Here is an 18,388-nt window from a genome sequence, read left to right on the forward strand (position 1 = left end):
CGCATCCCGAAGGATGCGGCCCGTTCCGTTCGACTGCGTCAGATGCGCTGACCGGCCAGTGCCCGCCGAGGAACGACGTACACGGCCAGGGTGAGCAGCATGAGCACCACGTAGGCACCGACGAAACCGTAGAACGCCGCCGTGTACCCGCCGGTCGACAGCTGGGACGCGTTGAGCACCTGTGGCACGAGGAACCCGCCGTACGCGCCGATCGCCGAGATGAGGCCCAGCGCGGCGGCGGCCTTGCGCTGCATCGCCACGCCGTGCGCACCGCCGTCGGCGGAACGGGCGACGGCGCGGGCGGCGAAGACGCTCGGGATCATGCGGTACGTCGAGCCGTTTCCCGCGCCCGTCGCGGCGAAGAGGACGAGGAAGCACCCCAGGAACAGCCAGAAGTTCCCGACCGGCAGCGTCCACACGAGGGCGAGGGCGCCGACGGCCATCACCGCGAAGGCGATCGTCGTGATGCGCGCTCCACCGAACCGGTCGGCCAGGCGTCCGCCGAAGGGGCGCACGAGCGAGCCGATGAGCGCCCCGAGGAAGGCCAGTGACACGGCGGCCTGTCCGACCTGGATCGTGGAGAAGTCCGGGAACTGGTCGGCGATCAGCTTGGGGAAGACGCTGGCGAAGCCGATGAACGATCCGAACGTGCCGATGTAGAGCAGCGCCAGCAGCCACAGGTGCGGTTCGCGCAGCGCGGCCGCCGAGCCGGCGAAATCGGCTTTGGCGGACGTGAGGTTGTCCATGTGGCGCCAGGCACCCCAGATCGCCACGAGGATCAGCGGGATCCACATCCACCCGGCGAGGGAGATGCTCAGGCTCAGGCCTGCTGTGGTCGTCACGACGATGGGCACGGCGAACTGCGCGACAGACGTGCCGAGGTTGCCGCCGGCGGCGTTGAGTCCGAGCGCCCACCCCTTCTCCTTCTGCGGATAGAAGTAGGTGATGTTCGCCATCGAACTGGCGAAGTTGCCACCGCCGACGCCCGCGAGCGCGGCGACGGCCAGCATTACGCCGAACGGCGTCTCGGGGTTGGCCACGACGATGCCCAGTAGCGTCGTCGGGATGAGCAGGAGCGCCGCCGAGACCATCGTCCAGTTGCGGCCGCCGAACCGCGCGACCATGAACGTGTACGGAAAGCGCAGGGTCGCGCCCACGAGACTCGGGAGGGAGATGAGCCAGAAGATCTGCGACGTGGTGAAGGTGAAGCCCGCACTGGGGAGCATCACCACGACGATGCTCCACAGCTGCCAGACGATGAAGCCGAGGAACTCGGCGAAGATCGACCAGCCCAGGTTCCTGCGGGCGATGGATCGGCCGGTCGACTGCCAGAACGCGACGTTCTCGGGGTTCCACCCGTCGACCCAGCGGCCCGGGCGCCTGACGAGCGTCACGGTCTGGTCGGCCGGCGTCGTCTCGGCGGAGGGGGCGGGAGGTGTCACTGCAAGAGCCATGCGAACTCCTTCGGAAGGTATGAGCCGACGCTACGGAACGCGTGTTTCGGCCCGGCCACCCGAGCGATTACCTCTTGATCACCAGTGCGTCACCGCACGGCGGCGGCGCGCGTTAGGCCTTCGTCACACCCTCGAAACATGCGACGGCTCCCTACACTCGAGATCATGCGCATCGACATCGTGACGATCTTCCCGACCTTCTTCGACGTGCTCGATGTCTCACTGATCGGGAAGGCTCGTGCCCGCGGCATCCTGGATCTGCGCGTGCACGACCTGCGGGACTGGACCCACGACCGTCACCGAACCGTCGACGACACCCCGTACGGCGGCGGGGCGGGGATGGTGATGAAGCCGGAGCCGTGGGGCGAGGCGCTCGACGAGGTGCTGGGCACGGATGCGGTGCTCGTGGTGACATCGCCCGCGGGGGAGCTCTTCACCCAGCGGATGGCGCGCGAGTTCGCCGAGGAGGAGCAGATCGTGTTCGCCTGCGGACGCTACGAGGGCATCGACCAGCGGGTGGTCGATCACTTCGCGGCGCGCGGCCGCGTGCGCCTGATCAGTCTCGGCGACTACGTGCTCAACGGTGGGGAGGTGGCCGCGATGGCGGTGATCGAGGCGGTGACCAGGCTGGTGCCGGGAGTCGTCGGCAACCCGGAGAGCCTCGTGGAGGAGTCGCACGAGGACGGTCTGCTGGAGTACCCGATCTACACCAAGCCGCCGGTCTGGCGCGACCTCGAGGTGCCGCCGGTGCTTCTGAGCGGAAACCATGGTGCGATCACGGCGTGGCGGAGGGAGGAGAGCCTGCGCCGCACACGCGCGACCCGGCCCGATCTGCTGGGAGCGGGTCAGTCGTCCGAGGGGTCGACGACGTCGAGCCGGTAGCCGCGCTTGACGACGGTCTTGATGAGGTCAGGCACCCCGAGAGCCTCGCGCACGCGCGCCACCGCCATCTCGACGGCGTGACTGCTCTCGCCCGATCGGGGGAGCGAGGCCTGCAGCACCGGACGTGAGACGACGCGTCCGGCTGCCTCGAACAGCGTGCCGAGCACGTCGACGCCAGTGCGCGAAAGCGGGATGAAGCGTCCGTCGAGAACGGCGCCGGCGCTGCGGACCTCCAGGCGGCCCGCCGTCGTCACGAGCGAGACGGCATGGCCGCCTCCGAAGTGGGTCACGACCGAGCGCACGAGCGAGCCGAGACGCCCACGTTCGGCGATCAGCGGTTCGAGCCCCGCCTCGATCAGGGGACCGGCGGTGATCGGGCCGACCGCTGCGAGGAGGAGACGGCCCTTGCCGCTCCGCGCGCGGATGTCGTGCAGCGCGTCCGCCCGTTCCGCCTCGGCGATCCACTCGTAGGCTCCCGGCGCCGAGGTGAACAGCACCGCGTCGACCTCGCCCGCGGCTGCCGACACGACCGAGCGACGCACGGCGGTCGCATCCGGCGGGGGACCCCAGCGGTACACGGTGAGGCTCACGACATCCGCGCCGTGATCGGTGAACAGCTCGTCGAGCCCGTCGGCGCCCGAGCCGTGATGCTGCACGGCGACGCGGCGGCCGGTCACGCCCTCGGCGACCAGGAACTCGCCCAGCTCTCCGGAGGTCTCCGACTCCGCCACCCAGTCGGCGGCGAATCCCGCCTGCTGGATCGCGCCGCGCGCCTTCGGGCCGCGTGCCACGATCTGGGCGTCGCGCAGGGCGACGTGCACGTCGTCGATCAGCCCCGCTTCGTCGGCCGCCTCCATCCACCCGCGAAACCCGACGCCGGTCGTCACGACGAGGATCTCGGGCGGCGTACGGATCAGCTCGCGCGTGCGGGCGATCAGGGCATCGTCATCGATGTGCGACACAATCGTGAGCGCCGGGGCGTGACGCACGTGTGCACCGTGCCGCTCCAGCGCCGCCGCGAGCTCACCGGAGCGACGATCGACGGCGATCACGATGGTGCAGCCTTCGAGAGCAGAGGAGATCTGGGCGGGCGATGTCAACGGAGCGCGTCACCCGCCCATGTCGGAGACGGCATCAGCAGCTCGGCGCGCGCCACATCGCCGATCACGATGACCGCCGGATTTCGGACGCCCACCGCAGCGGCGTCGCCGAGCACCTGCGCGAGCGTGGAGCGTGTCGTCCGCTGCTGCGCGGTGTGCCCGCTCTCGATGATCGCCACAGGACGATCATCCGGCACTCCGGCACCCCGTGCGACCGCGATCAGCCGGGGGAGCGCGGCCACTCCCATCAACACCACCGTCGTCACGCTCGGATCGGCGAGGGCCGCGACGGTGCTGGGCGACGTCTCGGCCTGCCCGTTGACGATGTGCACCGACGCGGCGACACCGCGATGCGTGATCGGGATGCCGGCTGCCTGCGGCACGGAGACGACGCTGGTGAGTCCGGGCACGACGTCCACGGGCACGCCCGCGGCGAGGCACGCGGCGACCTCTTCGCCGCCCCGACCGTAGACGAACGGATCGCCACCCTTCAGTCGCACGACGCGGCGACCCGCCCGCGCATGCGCCACCAGGATCGCGTTGATCTCCTCCTGCGGCACGGGGTGATGCCCCGGCCGCTTGCCGACGTCGATCACCTCGACGTCGGCATCGAGTTCATCGATGACATCGATCGGACCGAGACGGTCCGCCACGACCACGTCGGCCTCGGCCAGGAGCCGGCGACCACGGACGGTCATGAGGTCGGTGGGCCCCGGGCCGCCACCCACCAGGTCGACGCGGCCGGCGGCCGATTTCCGCCGCCGTCGCACCGGCAGGCGGCCTTCGCGCAGCAGCGCGCCGATCGCGTCGCGCACGCGCCCGGCACGACGAGGATCGACACCCGCGTCGGAGACGACTCCCACGAGAACGTCTCCGGAGCGCGCCTGAGCAGTGAGGCGGGCGGTGCCGTGCGCGCCGTCGGACGCGTTCACGCAGAGCACGCGGAGACGTTCGGCCATCGCCGCGACGTCCGCGTCGACGCGCTGGTCGCCGGTTGCGGTGTGCACGAGCCACGCCGCGCCGATGTCGCCACGGCGCACGCGGCGGGGCGTCCACGACAGGCCGTGCGTCGCGATCGCGGCACGCACGTCGTCGCAGACCTCCGGTGCGACGACGCGCACGCGGGCACCCTCATCGAGCAGCCGAACGAGCCGTCGGGCGGTGACGGCGCCGCCGCCGACCATCAGGACGTCGCGACCGGCGAGATCGACTCCGAGCATCGTCGTCACGAGCGACCCGCCCATTTCACGTAGACCGCGCCGTCGCGCACGGTGGTCGGCCACGACCGCAGATGTGCGGGCTCCTTGCCCTGCGCGTCCACACACGCCCCGGTGCGCAGATGGAAGACCTGCTTGAACATGGGGGAGGCGACCGTGGGGGCATCCTGTCTCGTGCCGACGATGCCGCGGGAGATGACGTGCGCGCCGCTGAAGGGATCGAGGTTGCTCACGGCGAAGACGCGGCCGCTGTGCAGGAGGAAGAGCGCGACCTGGGTGTCATGCACGAGGGCCGCCCGCCCGCGCTCGATCTCGAGGTCGCCCAGCGCGCAGATGCGGATCCACGCCTCGGCTCCGGCCGCCTCCGGGGGTGCCGTCGCATCCGTGAGGGTCACCGTCGCACCTCCAGGGTGGTGCCGGCGATCAGAACCCGGGGGTCGTCGCGCTCGGCATCGGTGGCCGGCCGGGGCTGCCCGCGTTCGACCGTGTAGGCCAGGGATGGATCGGGAGTGGTGGGGGCGTTCACGAACGACGCGAACCGGCGGAGCTTGTCGGGGTCGTCGAGGGTCGCCTTCCACTCGTCTTCGTAGTTCGCCACGTGCAGGGCCATCGCGCGATCGAGGTCCTCGCAGATGCCCAGACTGTCCTCGAAGACCACGGCGCGCAGCGCCTCGACGCCGCCCTCCATGTCCTGGAACCAGGGTGCGGTGCGCTGCAGGCGATCCGCCGTGAAGATGTAGTACATCAGGAAGCGGTCGATCGCCTGCAGGAGCTCCGCGTCGCTGAGCCCTTCGGCGAACAGGACCGCATGCCGCGGGGTGAACCCGCCGTTGCCGCCCACGTACATGTTCCACCCGGACTCCGTGGCGATCACGCCGACGTCCTTTCCCCGGGCCTCGGCGCACTCGCGTGCGCAGCCCGATACGCCGAGCTTGATCTTGTGGGGCGAGCGCAGGCCGCGGTAGCGCAGCTCGAGCTGCACCGCCATCCCCACCGAGTCCTGCACGCCGTAGCGGCACCAGGTCGACCCGACGCACGACTTCACGGTGCGCAACGACTTCCCGTACGCGTGGCCGGACTCGAAGCCGGCATCCACGAGTCGCTTCCAGATCTCGGGGAGCTGCTCGAGGCGCGCTCCGAACATGTCGATGCGCTGGCCGCCGGTGATCTTCGTGTAGAGGCCGTAGTCCTGGGCGACCTGCCCGATCACGAGGAGCCCCTCGGGGGTGATCTCGCCGCCGGCGATACGCGGCACGACGGAGTAGCTGCCGTCCTTCTGGAGGTTCGCCATGACGTGGTCGTTCGTATCCTGCAATGCGGCGTTCTCGCCATCCAGCACGTGTCCGCCGACGAGCGTCGACAGGATGCTGGCCAGCGCCGGCTTGCAGATGTCGCAACCGCGGCCGACCCCGAAGCGCTCGATGACGGCGCTGAACGTGGTGAGACCCGACACCCGAACGGCGTCGAAGAGCTGACGGCGCGACATGTCGAAGTGCTCGCACAGCGCGGTGCTGAGCACGGCACCCGACTTGGCGAGCTCCGCACCGACGAGCTTTTTCACCATCGTCACGCATGAACCGCACGCCGCTCCCGCCTTCGTGCACGCCTTCACGGATGCCACGTCGGTGCAGCCCTGTTCGCCGACCGCGTGCCGGATCGCGCCCCCGGTGACGCTGTTGCACGAGCACACGAGCGCCGCATCGGGGAGATCGCCGGTCGGAGCTTCCACGCCATCGGCGGGGATGAGGTAGGCGACCGGGTCGCCTCCCAGCGGACCGCCCACGAGCGGACGCAGCGCGCCGTACGCGGAGGCATCTCCGACGAGGATGCCGCCGAGCAGCGTCTTGGCATCGTCGGAGACGACGAGCTTCTTGTAGACCCCGGCCACGGGGTCGACATACACCACATCGAGAGCTCCGGGGGTGGCGGCGAACGCATCGCCGAAGCTCGCCACATCGACACCGGAGAGCTTGAGCTTCGTCGACAGGTCGTAGCCGGGGAAGAACGCCTCCCCGCCGAGCAGCCGCGTGGCGGCGACCTCGGCCATGGCGTAGCCGGGGGCGACCAGCCCCACGCACGCGCCGTCGAAGTTCGCCACCTCGCCGATCGCGAAGATGCACGGATCCGAGGTCTGGCAGGCCTGATCGATCAGCACGCCGCCGCGAGGGTGCACGTCCAGCCGCGCGGTCCGGGCGAGCTCGTCGCGCGGTCGGACTCCGACGGTGAACACGACGACATCGGTGCGCTCCCACGAGCCGTCGCGGAACTCCAGGCCGGCGACCCGCCCGCTCCTGTCGGCATCGAGACGCGTGGTGCTCGTGCCGGTCTTGACTGCGATGCCCTTCGCCTCGATGAGACGCCGGAGCGCCGTCCCCCCCTGGAGATCGAGCTGTGCCGACATCAGCCGGTCGCTGGACTGCACGACCGTGCACTCCACATCGAGCCCCTGCAGCGCTCCGGCCGCTTCGAGGCCGAGGAGTCCTCCGCCGATCACCATGCCCGTGAGGGGACGCCCGAGTTCGTGCGCGCGCAGCTCGACGAAGGAACGCAGGGCCTCGACGTCGTCGAGGGTGCGGTAGACGAAGCATCCGTCGAGCCCGAACCCCTCCACCGCCAGGCGCGCCGCGTACGAACCGGTGGCCAGCACGAGGCGGTCGTAGGCGATGCTCGTGTCGGCGTCCGTGGTGACCCGCCGCGCCTCGCGATCGATGCGCGACACGGTGCGCCCCCGGAGGAAGCGCACTCGGGGGTCGGAGAGCGGAGCGGCGTCCAGCGACAGCTCGTCGGCGGTGGCGCCGCCGAAGAAGCCGGTCAGCCCGACGCGATCGTACGGGTGTCGGTCCTCCTCGCCGATCACGGTGACCTGCCAGGTCTCGTCTGCCCGCGCGAGCAGGCTCTCGACGAAGCGATGCGCCACCATGCCTGCGCCGACCACGACGATGTGGGGACCGCGACGCACGCTCTCGAGCATGCCGTCACCATACGGCGCGGTTGTTGCGCGGGCGTCAGGGCTGTGTTTCGGGCGATCGACGGATGCCCCGCGGGAGCTGCCCGGGGTCGTCGGTGGGGTTTCGGTCATGACCTCTCCTGCCGCCTGGTCTCTTCTGGACGTAGCGGCGAGGTTACGAGGACGGTGTTTCGCGCCTCCGCAGAGTTCGGTTACCCCGGTCGAACGTTTCCCTCACACCGACATCCGCGAGGTTGTGAGGCGCAGGCGCCGTGCAGGTGATCCGCGTGGTCGACCTGCGGGAATCGGCGGTCAGGCGACGCCGAGGAACGACCGGTCGGTGAGGATCAGGGGACCGTCCTCGGTGATCGCGACGGTGTGCTCGGCGTGGGCGCCGCGCGAGCCGTCCGCGCTGCGCAGGGTCCAGCCGTCGGGGTCGGTCACGAGCTCGTCCGTGCTCTGCAGGAACCACGGCTCGAGCGCGATCACGAGCCCCGGCCGCAGCGGGTACCCGCGGTTCGGCTTGCCGTCGTTGGGGACGTGGGGGTCGCCGTGCATCGTGCGGCCGACGCCGTGGCCGCCGAAGTCGGTGTTGATCGAATAGCCGTCTGCCCGCGCGACCTCGGCGACCGCGTGCGAGATGTCCCCGATCCGGCCGCCCGTGACAGCCGCGCCGATCGCGGCATCCAGCGCACGCTCGGTCATGTCGATGAGCGCAAGGTCCTCGTCGCGGGGGGACCCGACCACGAACGACACGGCGGAGTCCGCGACCCACCCGTCGACCGAGACCGCGAAGTCCAGCGAGACGAGGTCGCCGTCGCGCAGCGTGTAGTCGTGGGGGAGTCCGTGGAGCACGGCGTCGTTGATCGACGTGCAGATCACCTTCCCGAAGGGGCTGGCGCCGAAGGAGGGGTGGTAATCGATGTAGCAGGATTCGGCGCCGGCCTTGCGGATCATCTCGTGGGCCCGCTTGTCGATCGACAGCAGGTTCGTTCCCACCTTGGTGTCGTCGCGCAACGTGGCGAGCACCTCCGCGACGAAACGGCCCGCGGGTCGCATCGCATCGATCTCGGACGGGGTGCGCAGCTCGATCATCGTGATCCTTTCCTCAGGTTCCATTGTGGCGGGTCGGCGTACCATCGAGGACATGGCACTGCACGAGATGTTCTGGCTTCGTCGGGGGTTCTACCGCTGGCTGATCCCGGCGGCGTTCGTCCTGCCGCTTTGGCTGTTCGTCGGGTGGATCGTCTTCGGTGCCAACCCGCTGTCGCTCCTGTGGGTGCTGCTGTCGGCCCCGATCGTCTTCGTCGGCCAGCTGGTGCTCACCCTGCTCGTTCGCGCGCGTGGCACCGCCCGCGCCGAGCGCGCCGTCTCGTGGCCCGACCTCGGGCTCATCGGCGGCTGGAACGTCCTCGTCATCGCTCTTGGCGTGTTCTCGAACCCGTGGTGGTGGGCGCTGTTCTTCCTCACCATCGTCGTCGGGATCGGAGCGCTCTGGTCCACGCTCTCCCAGCTGTGGCGCGAAGCGCGGCCCAGCCGCCTCGTGATGCACACCGCCGAGGGCATCGGCTACGTCCCGGCTCCGTCGCAGGAGTCGGCCCCCCGGGCGGATGCCGAGGTCATCGTCATCCGTGAGAAGGGCGCCGGCCCCGTCGGCTGACCGCCGCGGCCCTCGCCGCGTTTTGGCCCCGGGCGCCCGGCATGGCAGAATGGATGTTTGTGCCCGATGAAGGCTCTGCCTCAGGGGAGCACGGCGATGCCTGGCGTCGCTGCGGGCACACCTCACCTTTCCAACTCATCTCGCGATCGACCTGTGGCGGTCGCAGGAAGTGACGATCATGCAGATCCTCGACTCCGTCGACGCGGCATCTCTCCGCTCCGACATTCCCGCCTTCGGCCCCGGTGACACCGTCAAGGTGCACGTCAACATCACCGAGGGCAGCCGCTCCCGCGTCCAGGTCTTCCAGGGCGTCGTCATCGGTCGCTCGGGCGACGGCGTGCGCGAGACCTTCACGGTCCGCAAGATCAGCTTCCAGGTGGGCGTCGAGCGCACCTTCCCGGTGCACTCCCCGGTGATCGACCACATCGAGGTCGTCACGCGCGGTGACGTGCGCCGCGCGAAGCTGTACTACCTGCGCGAGCTCCGTGGCAAGAAGGCCAAGATCAAGGAGAAGCGCGGCAACTGACGCGCCTCGCATCAGAAAGCCCCGGACCGGCCGAGCCGTCCGGGGCTTTTTGCGTCCGCCGCGTCATCGTGGGCCGCCGAGGGGCGCGGCGCGGCACGTGGGGGCGCGCGGATGTGCGAACCTTGTGGGGGCGCGCGCCGAGCCGCGGCGCGCCGGCGAGAAGGACGTGCATGACCTCCGACAACGTGGCCGCGCCCGGGGTCCCCGAGACCGGTCTGCTCCGGCGCCGACGCCGGCGGGGGATCTGGCCCCTCCTGCGCGACATCCTCATCATCGTGGTCGTCGCCGTCCTCGTCTCCTTCGTCATCAAGACGTTCTTCGTCCGCTCCTTCTACATCCCGTCGGGATCGATGGAGCAGACCCTCCTCGTGAAGGACCGCATCCTCGTCGACGAGCTGACGCCTCGGTTCGGGGGCTATCAGCGCGGCGACGTCGTCGTCTTCCGCGACCCCGGCGGCTGGCTTCCGGTGACGGTCTCCCCGCCGCGGCCGCCCCTCGTCGAGGCATCCGACTGGCTCCTGTCGATCGTGGGGATCTCCGCGCCGGACAGCGAGGATCACCTCATCAAGCGCATCATCGGCGTCGGCGGCGATCATGTCGTCTGCTGCAATGCGCTCGGACAGGTGACCGTCAACGGCACCCCGATCGATGAGACCTCCTATCTGGACCTCGCGGAGGGGCAGAGCGCTCCCCAGGTGGTGCCGTACGACGTGACCGTCCCCGACGGCTCCCTCTGGGTGCTGGGCGACAACCGCGATCACTCCAAGGACTCGCGCTACAACGTCGAGCAGCCCTCGCGCGGATTCGTTCCCCTCGACAACGTCGTCGGGCGTGCCTTCCTCATCACCTGGCCGTTCCCGAGGTTCGGTCTGATCGACTTCCACCACGACGTCTTCGCGGGCGTTCCCGCCGGGTCCGCGGCTCGTGGCGGCGCGGGCTGATGGCCGTCATCACGCCGCGGCTCACGGTGGAGCGCGCTCTGCTCCGCGAGCACACGCTCGTCATCGCGTGCGACGAGGTCGGGCGTGGCGCGCTGGCGGGCCCGGTCGCCGTCGGCGCCGTCGTGATGGATGCCGCGCACGCGCGTCGCCGGGTGCCGGAGGGCCTTCGCGACTCGAAGCTCGTCGCGGAGCATCGCCGCCCCGAGGTGGCCGCGCGGGCCGCCGCCTGGGTGTCTGCGTCAGCGGTCGGCTGGTCCTCGCCGGCCGAGATCGACGAGGTGGGGATCATCCGGGCCCTGGGGCTCGCCGCGCTCCGCGCGATCGCCGACCTCCGCGCGTCCGGAGTGGCGCCCGAGGAGGCGATCGTGATCCTCGACGGCAATCACGACTACATCACCCCCGCGGGAGGCGCCGGCCTGCGCGTGCGTCCGATCATCAAAGCCGACCGCGACTGCGCGTCGGCGGCCGCGGCATCCGTCCTGGCGAAGGTGGCCCGGGACGAGGTGATGGTGGGTCTCCACGACGCGCATCCGCACTACCGCTGGGAGCGGAACAAGGGCTACGCGAGCGCGGAGCACCGGGCGGCGATCCGATCGCACGGGCTGAGCCCGCAGCATCGCGCGTCGTGGGCGATCGCCGACGCGCCGACGCTCTTCTGACGCCCGCCTAGACTGGAGTCACCATGGATGACGAAGTCTTCGAGGATTACGACCGCGAGCTCGAACTGGCCCTGTACAAGGAGTACCGCGACGTCGTGTCGCAGTTCCAATACGTCATCGAGACCGAGCGGCGCTTCTATCTCGCCAACGATGTCAACGTGGTCCGCCGCGACACCGAGCACGACTTCTACTTCGAGATCTCGATGACGGACGTCTGGGTGTGGGACATCTACCGGGCGGACCGCTTCGTGAAGTCGGTGCGCGTGCTCACGTTCAAGGACGTGAACGTGGAGGAGCTTCAGCGTCGAGACTTCCAGCTCCCGGAGGAGCTGTCGCTCGACTCCTGAGGTCCGCCATCGCGCCGTCCCCAGCGGGCTTCTTCGCGAAACGATCCACAGATCGTTCCGAACCCCCGGCGCGGGCGCCGTAGCCGGGCACGATTCCCGGTATGGCTCAGAAGGACATCCGCGGACGGGACGGTGAGGAGCGCGCGGCGCGTCATCTGGCCGCGCTCGGGTACACGATCCTCGACCGAAACTGGCGGACGGCAGGCGGTGAGCTCGACATCGTCGCCGCCCACGGGGCGGATCTGGTGGTCGTCGAGGTGAAGACTCGACGCACGGACGGGTTCGGTCATCCGTTCGAGGCGATCGATGCGCGCAAGCGCGACCGCCTGTGGCGGCTGTCGTGCGCGTGGGCGGCATCCCATCCGGATGCCGCACGGCGTCGACGCCTGAGGCTGGACGTCATCGGGATCACGGGGGAGGATCCCGCCACCGCCACCGTCGAGCACCTCGAGGACCTCCGGTGACCGTCGGCCGGACGTGGGGGGTCGTGCTGACCGGACTGCAGGGCGACCTCGTCGAGGTCGAAGCGGACCTCTCCAACCAGACCCCGGGATTCGCGATCATCGGGCTGGTGGATAAGGCGATCGGCGAAGCGCACCAGCGTGTGCACAACGCCTGCGCGAACGCCGGTCTGCCCCTGCCGCGTCGAAAGCTCACGGTCAACCTGTCGCCCGCGAACCTGCCCAAGCACGGGACGGGTCTCGATGTGGCGATCGCGATCGCGGCGCTGGCCACGGAGGCGCCGATGGATGCCGCGTCGCTCCTCGCCACGGCGCATATCGGCGAGCTGGGCCTCGACGGACGGCTCCGCCCGGTCCCGGGCGTCCTCCCGGCCGTCGCGGCGGCGGCACGCGCCGGCATCCGCCGGGTGATCGTCCCGCACGCGAACCTCGCGGAGGCCGAACTCGTCGCGGACATCGAGGTCTGCGGCGCGGTGGGTCTGCGCGACGTCGCACGCCGGCACGGCCTGGACCTCGACCTCCCCGACCGCGAGCTCGAGCCGGTCCCGCTGAGCGCGAGCGCCGAGCCCGAGGCGTCGGCGGCGCCCGATCTCGCCGACGTGATCGGTCAGCGCGACGCCGTGGACGCCCTCGTCCTGGCCGCCGCCGGGGGCCATCACCTTTTGATGAGCGGCCCGCCGGGCGCCGGCAAGACGATGCTCGCCCGTCGGCTCCCCGGCATTCTGCCCGACCTCGACGACGAGGCAGCGATCCAGGCCGCCTCGATGCGGTCGCTCGCGGGGCTCCCCGTCGTGGCGCTGACCCGGACCCCGCCCTTCGAGGCTCCGCATCATTCCGCGAGTGTCGGAGCCCTCGTGGGCGGCGGATCGCGCGCGGTCCGCCCGGGGGCGATCGCCCGCGCGAGCGGCGGGGTGCTCTTCCTCGACGAGGCGGGCGAGTTCGGGGCGCATGCGCTCGACGCGCTCCGCCAGCCGCTCGAGACGGGCAGCATCGAGATCCACCGCGCGGGGTTCCGCGCCACCTTTCCCGCGCGGTTCCAGCTGGTGCTCGCGATGAACCCGTGTCCCTGCGGGAACTACGGCGTGCTCCACGCCGAGTGTCGGTGCCCCTCGCTCGCCATCCGCCGGCACGCGGGCAAGCTCTCCGGGCCGCTTCGAGACCGCATCGACATCGAGCTCGGGCTGCAGCGCGTCGCCGTCGCGCGGCTGCGCCGCGGCGACGACAGCCGCGTCACGACGGCCGCGGCGCGCGCGGAGGTCGTGGAGGCGCGGAGTCGCGCCGCGCACCGCCTCGCATCCACGCCCTGGCGGACGAACGCGGAGGTGCCGGGCACCTGGCTGCGGGATGGACCGCTGGCTCCCGAGCCCGCGATCCGACGGCCGCTGGATGCCGCGCTGCAGCGCGGGGCGCTCACGCTGCGCGGATATGACCGGGTGCTGCGGCTCGCATGGACGAGTGCCGACCTCGCGGCGCGCGACCGCGTCTCACCGCAGGACATCGGCCGCGCGCTCTATCTGAAGAACGGTGCGCAGGGATGAGCGGGATGCTCCCGGACGGAGCTGCGATGCGGCGGGCGTTGAGCGAGGTGTCGGACGCTGCCTCCGGCGGAGCGGCGGAAGACGCCTACGCGCGCGCGGTGTGGTCGACGCTCATCGAGCCGGGGGACCGCATCGCCGGGGCGCTCATCGAGACCGCGGGCCCGGTGCGTGCTCTGGAGATCGCGGTCGCCACGGGCAGCGTCCGCGGTGCGGAGCTCGGCGAGATCACCCCCACCGAGCTCCGCGCGGCTCGCGACCGCTGGGCCCCCCGACGGGGCCGGGCCGAGGAGGCGATCGCGCTGGCGCGACGGTCCGGCGTGCGTCTCGTGACCCCGGAGGATGCGCGCTGGCCGGCGCGTACGGCAGACCTGGGGCCGTTCGCTCCGGTCTGTCTCTGGGTTCGGGGAGACACGAGACTCCTGGATGCCGGGATCCCGGCGATCGCGCTCGTCGGCGCCCGCGCGGCCTCCTCCTACGGTGAGTTCCTCGCCGCGGAGTTCGCGGCGGAGGGCGGACAGGCGGGGATCACGGTCTACTCGGGAGGAGCCTACGGCATCGACGGCGCGGCGCACCGCGGCGCGCTCTCCGCAGACGGCGGCACTGTCGCTGTCATGGCGGGCGGTGTCGAGCGACCGTACCCGGCGGGGCACCGCGAGTTGATCGACCGGATCGCGCAGGTCGGGCTCGTGATCGCGGAGGTCCCCTGCGGCACGGCGCCGACGAAGCATCGCTTCCTCGCGCGAAACCGGCTGATCGCCGCGTGCAGCGACGCCACCGTCGTCGTCGAAGCGGGGTGGCGCAGCGGCGCGCTGAACACGGCACATCACGCCCAGGCGCTCGGCCGACCTCTCGGCGTCATCCCCGGTCCGGTGACGAGCGCGAGCTCGATGGGGTGCCACCGGTTGCTCCGGGAGGGGGAGGCGATCTGCGTGACGTGCTTCGCCGACGTGCGGGAGATGCTCGGTGACCCGCCCGCGTGCGGGGACCGTGGACGCCCTCCCGCAGGGGGTGATCGGGGAATGACCGACGACGCGACCCGTATCCGTGATGCTCTCAGCACGCGATCGGCACGCACCGTCGAGGACATCGCGCGCCGTGCGGGCTTCGGTGTTCACGAGGCCGCCGGGCTCCTCGGGATGCTCGAGCTCACCGGGCTTGCGGCACGGCGCGGCGCCGGGTGGGTGCACGTGTCCGGAGCAGGGCCCGTGACCCTGTGGTGAGCAACCCGGGCGCGGCGGAGCGTCCTCGCCCGGTCGGCGCGACATGCTGGGAGGGTGAGGATCTCCGAGGCAGCAGGCCGCTACGCGGCGCACCTCGAACGCGTGCGCCGGCTCTCCCCGGCGACGGTGCGCGCGTACGCCGCCGATCTGCGGTCTCTCACCGAAGCGGTCGGGGACACCGACCTTGCCGCCGTCGGCCTCGAGGACCTCCGGGACTGGCTGTGGCGCCTCGCCGAGAACGACGCCGCGCGCGCCACGATCGCGCGGCGCACGGCCTCCGCGCGCAGCTTCTTCACCTGGGCACTGGGCGAACGGATCATCGAGACCGATCCGAGCATCCGCCTCATCGCGCCGAAGCGCGGTCGCGCTCTCCCGAAGGTCGCGACGGCACAGACCCTGGACGAGGTGCTGGCGGCAGCACACACTCGCGCCGCCGAAGGAGATCCCGCCGCGCTGCGCGATGCCGCGCTTCTCGAGATCCTCTACGCGTCAGCCTTGCGTGTCGCGGAGGTGTGCGCATGCGACGTCGACGACCTCGATCATGACCAACGGACCGTCCGCGTCCTGGGCAAGGGATCCAAGGAGCGCGTCGTCCCGTTCGGCGCGCCCGCGGCCGGCGCGCTCACGGCCTACCTTGTCCGCGGGCGACCCGTCCTCGCTGCACGCGGCGCCGGGACCTCGGCGCTGTTCCTCGGGGCGCGCGGCGGAAGACTCGGGACCCGAGCCGCCTACGACATCGTCTCGGCGGCGCTCGCCCCCGCGATCGGGGCCGACACCGTGGGCCCACACGCGCTCCGGCACTCCGCGGCCACTCACCTGCTCGACGGGGGAGCGGACCTGCGGACGGTGCAGGAGATGCTCGGACACGCGAGCCTCGGGACGACACAGATCTACACGCACGTCTCGGCGGAGAAGCTCACGGCCGCCTACCGCCTCGCTCACCCGCGCGCGTGAGAGCCGGCGGCGCGCTCACGTAGCCTGGAACCATGCGGATTCCCACCACAGCCCTCGCGGTCGCCGCCGTGCTGGTCGCCGCCGTCACGCTCAGTGCCTGTGCGGCGGAACCGCGCCCCTTCCGCACCGTCGTCCCGCCGCCGGCGCAATCGTCCGCCTCGGTCCCGGATGCGCCGACGGGGGCAGCGCCGAGCCTCACCACGCCGCCCTTATCCTCCTCGGACGATGCGACCGCTGTGGCGTGCGTCGACGGAACCGCGACCGCGAGTGGTGAGGGAGGCATGTACCTCCTCGACGCGGACTGCGCACGGGTGGTGATCGGCGGCAACGCGATGACGGTGCGGATCACGGCGGCATCCACCGGCGAGGTCGTCGTGCGCGGCGAGGGGAATGCCGTCACGTCCGGGAGCCTCGAATCCGTGACCGTCGAAGGTCAGAAGAACTCCGTCGCGGGCGCTCGAATCGGCGCGGTCACCGTGCGAGGCGACGACAACCTCGTGAGCGCCCAGGAGGAGATCGGGGCCCTGGTCGTCTCCGGGAGCGGCAACACGGTCACCGCGCCCAACGTCGGGACGAAGGACGTCAGCGGTTCGGGAAACACCGTTCCCTGAGGACGACCGGCGGCTCATCCCTCGCAGCACGGCAGCAGGACGGCTCGGGGGAGGGTTCCGAGCAGCAGCATGGGGTTGATGTACGCTCCGTCCTTGCGGACGCCGAAGTGCACGCTGCCCGGTGCGGCGTGCCCGCCGGTACCCGCGCGCGCGACGACATCGCCCGCCTCGACCTCCCGGCCGATCGCGGCGGCGTCGCTGACCGGCTCCAACGTGGTGACGTACCCGTCCCCGTGATCGATCGTCACGACCCCGCGGCCCGCGACCGAGCCGGCGAAGGCGATCACTCCCGCGGCGGGGCTGGAGAGCGGCGTACCGAGGGGCGCGGCAAGGTCGATGCCGCGATGGCCGGGGCCGTACTCGTGCGCCGGCGCGGCATAGGGCGCCGTGATCCGCGGCGGGGTCACCGGCCACACCCATCCCGTCCTCGCCTCCGCCGGGGCGAGGACGGATGCCTGCGCGGCGGCACTGGCGGGGCCGATGAGCGCGCCGAGCATCGAAAGGCCGAGGACGAGCGCGGCGACACGCGGCCAGGCATCTCGGGTGCGGCGTCGGGAGGAGCCCGCAGCCGGGGCCCGCGGTCCAGGAGGAAACGGAGACATGCCGCCACTGTGCCGAGCCCGCCCGTCCGGGGACATCGGCACCCGCGATCTGTGGAGGGCTGGGGGGATCGCGGCGCTGGGGAGGAGGCGATGACCGCCCCGTCCGACCCCGACTGATACACTGGAGGCCGCACCCCGCTCGTCGGGGTGACTACGCGTGCCCAGAGCGCAGGCCGGACGAGTCCGGCAGCGCGGCATCCACACCCAGAGGTCTCACCGCTCCGGCGGTGGGCGGGTGCGTGCCGGGTACCAGGAGCATCGGCCGCCGGCCGAGCGAGAACCCAGAGAACAGAAGGAGAACGGCCATGGCCGTCGTCACCATTCGCCAGCTGCTCGACAGCGGCGTCCACTTCGGACACCAGACCCGCCGGTGGAACCCGAAAGTCAAGCGCTTCATCCTGACCGAGCGCAGCGGCATCCACATCATCGACCTGCAGCAGTCGCTCGGGTACATCGACAAGGCGTACGAGTACGTCCGTGAGACGGTCGCCCACGGCGGCACGATCCTCTTCGTCGGTACCAAGAAGCAGGCGCAGGAAGTCATCGCCGAGCAGGCGACGCGCGTCGGCCAGCCCTTCGTGAACCAGCGCTGGCTCGGTGGCCTCCTCACCAACTTCCAGACGGTCAGCAAGCGCCTGGCGCGCATGAAGGAGCTCGAGGAGCTCGACTTCGAGAACCCGGCCGACTCGGGCTTCACCAAGAAGGAGCTCCTGCTCAAGAAGCGCGAGCTCGACAAGCTCCACAAGTCCCTCGGCGGTATCCGCAACCTGCAGAAGACCCCGTCGGCCCTCTGGGTCGTCGACGCCAAGCGCGAGCACCTCGCCATCGACGAGGCCCGCAAGCTCGGCATCCCGGTCATCGGCATCCTCGACACGAACGCCGACCCCGACGAGTTCCAGTTCCCGATCCCGGGCAACGACGACGCGATCCGCTCCGTGGGCCTGCTCACGCGCATCATCGCGGACGCCGCCGCGGAGGGTCTGATCCAGCGCCACAACCCGACCGACGAGTCCGCCGAGGCCGAGCCGCTCGCCGACTGGGAGCGCGAGCTGCTCGAGGCTCCCGTGACCGAGGCTGCCGACGCCGCCGAGGCCGTCGAGGCTCCTGCCGACGAGACCCCGATCGTCACCGATGTGGCCGAGGTCGAGACGATCGCGACCGAGTCGGCCGCCGACGAGGCCGGCGCTGCGGCCAAGGCCGAGGGCGACGCCGCGGCCATCGCCGAGTAAGACATTTCCCGTTCGATGCGGGGCCGCCACCGATCCGGTG

19 protein-coding genes are annotated in these 18,388 nt (G+C 71.0%); 12 read left to right on the top strand and 7 right to left on the bottom strand.

From position 1 onward, the window contains the following. Positions 1–38: 38 nt before the first annotated feature. Entirely contained in the window at positions 39–1,454 is a 1,416-nt protein-coding gene (locus J0P97_RS12105) for an MFS transporter (RefSeq protein ID WP_215488041.1), read from the bottom strand. Positions 1,455–1,619: 165 nt separating this feature from the next. Here J0P97_RS12105 and trmD point away from each other — a divergent pair, with 165 nt between their 5' ends. Continuing rightward, positions 1,620–2,336, top strand: coding sequence for a tRNA (guanosine(37)-N1)-methyltransferase TrmD (gene trmD / locus J0P97_RS12110; RefSeq protein WP_215488042.1), 717 nt, complete (start codon positions 1,620–1,622; stop codon positions 2,334–2,336). Here trmD and J0P97_RS12115 read toward each other — a convergent pair. From J0P97_RS12115 to map, 5 genes are all read right to left on the bottom strand, one after another. Then, complete coding sequence (locus J0P97_RS12115; protein WP_372449711.1) at positions 2,300–3,388, bottom strand: uroporphyrinogen-III synthase; 1,089 nt, start codon at positions 3,386–3,388, stop codon at positions 2,300–2,302. The two genes, trmD and J0P97_RS12115, sit on opposite strands and share 37 nt — an antisense overlap. A 44-nt stretch (positions 3,389–3,432) precedes the next feature. Next, complete coding sequence (cobA, locus tag J0P97_RS12120) at positions 3,433–4,656, bottom strand: uroporphyrinogen-III C-methyltransferase (RefSeq protein WP_246540392.1); 1,224 nt, start codon at positions 4,654–4,656, stop codon at positions 3,433–3,435. A gap of 5 nt (positions 4,657–4,661) precedes the next feature. Further along, positions 4,662–5,048, bottom strand: coding sequence for a nitrite reductase small subunit NirD (nirD, locus tag J0P97_RS12125; RefSeq protein ID WP_215488045.1), 387 nt, complete (start codon positions 5,046–5,048; stop codon positions 4,662–4,664). Continuing rightward, positions 5,045–7,624, bottom strand: a complete 2,580-nt coding sequence (gene nirB / locus J0P97_RS12130; protein ID WP_215488046.1) for a nitrite reductase large subunit NirB — start codon at positions 7,622–7,624, stop codon at positions 5,045–5,047. Before nirB ends, nirD begins: the two co-directional genes overlap by 4 nt. A gap of 288 nt (positions 7,625–7,912) precedes the next feature. Beyond that, on the bottom strand, positions 7,913–8,695 hold the full coding sequence (gene map / locus J0P97_RS12135) for a type I methionyl aminopeptidase (RefSeq protein ID WP_215488047.1): 783 nt from the start codon (positions 8,693–8,695) through the stop codon (positions 7,913–7,915). A 52-nt stretch (positions 8,696–8,747) separates the two neighbouring features. Here map and J0P97_RS12140 point away from each other — a divergent pair, with 52 nt between their 5' ends. The 10 genes from J0P97_RS12140 to J0P97_RS12185 all read left to right on the top strand — a co-directional run bounded on the left by J0P97_RS12140 (position 8,748) and on the right by J0P97_RS12185 (position 16,517). Continuing rightward, on the top strand, positions 8,748–9,260 hold the full coding sequence (locus J0P97_RS12140) for an MFS transporter permease (RefSeq protein ID WP_246540354.1): 513 nt from the start codon (positions 8,748–8,750) through the stop codon (positions 9,258–9,260). A 178-nt stretch (positions 9,261–9,438) separates the two neighbouring features. Further along, on the top strand, positions 9,439–9,786 hold the full coding sequence (gene rplS / locus J0P97_RS12145) for a 50S ribosomal protein L19 (RefSeq protein ID WP_215488048.1): 348 nt from the start codon (positions 9,439–9,441) through the stop codon (positions 9,784–9,786). 170 nt (positions 9,787–9,956) lie between these two features. Then, positions 9,957–10,727 (top strand): signal peptidase I, encoded by a 771-nt coding sequence (gene lepB, locus J0P97_RS12150; RefSeq protein WP_215488049.1) that lies wholly within the window; start codon positions 9,957–9,959, stop codon positions 10,725–10,727. After that, positions 10,727–11,386 carry a ribonuclease HII gene (gene rnhB, locus J0P97_RS12155; RefSeq protein WP_215488050.1) on the top strand — a complete coding sequence of 220 codons (660 nt, stop codon included), beginning with the start codon at positions 10,727–10,729 and terminating at the stop codon, positions 11,384–11,386. Before lepB ends, rnhB begins: the two co-directional genes overlap by 1 nt. A 23-nt stretch (positions 11,387–11,409) precedes the next feature. Next, positions 11,410–11,733: a DUF2469 family protein gene (locus tag J0P97_RS12160; RefSeq protein WP_215488051.1), complete on the top strand. Its 324-nt coding sequence runs from the start codon at positions 11,410–11,412 to the stop codon at positions 11,731–11,733. A gap of 101 nt (positions 11,734–11,834) precedes the next feature. Further along, positions 11,835–12,197 (top strand): YraN family protein, encoded by a 363-nt coding sequence (locus tag J0P97_RS12165; RefSeq protein ID WP_215488052.1) that lies wholly within the window; start codon positions 11,835–11,837, stop codon positions 12,195–12,197. Beyond that, a complete protein-coding gene (locus J0P97_RS12170; protein WP_215488053.1) occupies positions 12,194–13,732 on the top strand; it encodes a YifB family Mg chelatase-like AAA ATPase in 1,539 nt (512 codons plus the stop codon). Before J0P97_RS12165 ends, J0P97_RS12170 begins: the two co-directional genes overlap by 4 nt. A gap of 5 nt (positions 13,733–13,737) precedes the next feature. Continuing rightward, a complete protein-coding gene (dprA, locus tag J0P97_RS12175) occupies positions 13,738–14,952 on the top strand; it encodes a DNA-processing protein DprA (protein ID WP_246540356.1) in 1,215 nt (404 codons plus the stop codon). Between the two features lie 54 nt (positions 14,953–15,006). After that, positions 15,007–15,906 (top strand): tyrosine-type recombinase/integrase, encoded by a 900-nt coding sequence (locus tag J0P97_RS12180; protein ID WP_215488055.1) that lies wholly within the window; start codon positions 15,007–15,009, stop codon positions 15,904–15,906. A gap of 32 nt (positions 15,907–15,938) precedes the next feature. Continuing rightward, positions 15,939–16,517 (top strand): DUF3060 domain-containing protein, encoded by a 579-nt coding sequence (locus J0P97_RS12185; RefSeq protein WP_215488056.1) that lies wholly within the window; start codon positions 15,939–15,941, stop codon positions 16,515–16,517. Positions 16,518–16,531: 14 nt separating this feature from the next. Here J0P97_RS12185 and J0P97_RS12190 read toward each other — a convergent pair whose 3' ends face one another. Beyond that, positions 16,532–17,119, bottom strand: coding sequence for a murein hydrolase activator EnvC family protein (locus J0P97_RS12190; protein WP_246540358.1), 588 nt, complete (start codon positions 17,117–17,119; stop codon positions 16,532–16,534). Positions 17,120–17,424: 305 nt separating this feature from the next. Here J0P97_RS12190 and rpsB point away from each other — a divergent pair, with 305 nt between their 5' ends. After that, on the top strand, positions 17,425–18,348 hold the full coding sequence (gene rpsB, locus J0P97_RS12195) for a 30S ribosomal protein S2 (RefSeq protein ID WP_215488057.1): 924 nt from the start codon (positions 17,425–17,427) through the stop codon (positions 18,346–18,348). Positions 18,349–18,388: the final 40 nt, after the last annotated feature.

It is taken from the genome of Microbacterium flavum (assembly GCF_018717645.1).
Taxonomy (GTDB): Bacteria; Actinomycetota; Actinomycetes; order Actinomycetales; family Microbacteriaceae; genus Microbacterium; species Microbacterium flavum.